The 818-nt window shown below is 62.3% G+C and carries 1 protein-coding gene; it reads left to right on the plus strand.

Features of this window, described 5'->3' with window-relative positions:
• Positions 1-818, plus strand: an 818-nt coding sequence (locus NKH35_RS31895) for an adenylate/guanylate cyclase domain-containing protein (RefSeq protein ID WP_352761615.1), incomplete at both ends; no start/stop codon positions are given.

Consider the following 818-nt stretch of genomic DNA (forward strand, 5'->3'; position numbering starts at 1 on the left):
ATGGAGCGAAGGCTTACCGCGATCCTTGCTGCCGACGTGGTCGGCTACAGCACGCTCATGGGCGAGGATGAGGTCGGCACGCTCGAACGACTGAAGGGTTGCCGTCGAGAACTGGTCGACCCCGCGATCAAGGAATTCCACGGTCGGATTATCAAGCTCATGGGAGACGGGGCGCTGGTCGAATTCGCCAGCGTCGTTGATGCCGTCCAATGCGCTGCCGCGATTCAGCGCCGGATGGCTGTCCGAGACCCGGGCACCTCCGACCCCCGCCACATCCGGTTTCGCATCGGCGTCAATCTCGGTGATGTCATCGTAGAGGAAAATGACATCTACGGCGATGGCGTCAACATCGCCGCGCGCCTCGAGGCTATGGCCGAGCCGGGGGGTGTATGTATCTCCGGAACCGCATTTGATCATGCCGTTCACAAGGTTGATGTCGGCTTTGCCAGTCTTGGCGAGCAGCGCCTCAAGAACATCGCCGATCCGGTTCGCGCCTATCGATTGCTGCTGGATCCCGCAGCATCGGGAAAGGTCACGGCGGCGCCACACCGGCCGAGCTCGCGCGTCATCATCCTGGCAGGCGCCGCCGCCTTGGCGATCGCCGCGATTGCCGGCATTTTCGCATGGCAGAAGTTCTCAGTGCCATCGCGGCCATCGGTTGCCGTGCTGCCGTTTGCAAACCTCGGCGGCGATCCAGGCCAGGACTATTTCGCTGACGGCATCACCGAGGATCTGATCACCGACCTCACCAAGCTGTCCGGTCTGGACGTCATCGCGCGCAACTCGGTGTTCGCCTACAAGAACAAGCCTGCAGCGCT

Origin of the sequence: Mesorhizobium sp. M1143 (assembly GCF_040318435.1) — a bacterium.
In the GTDB taxonomy this organism is placed as follows: domain Bacteria; phylum Pseudomonadota; class Alphaproteobacteria; order Rhizobiales; family Rhizobiaceae; genus Mesorhizobium.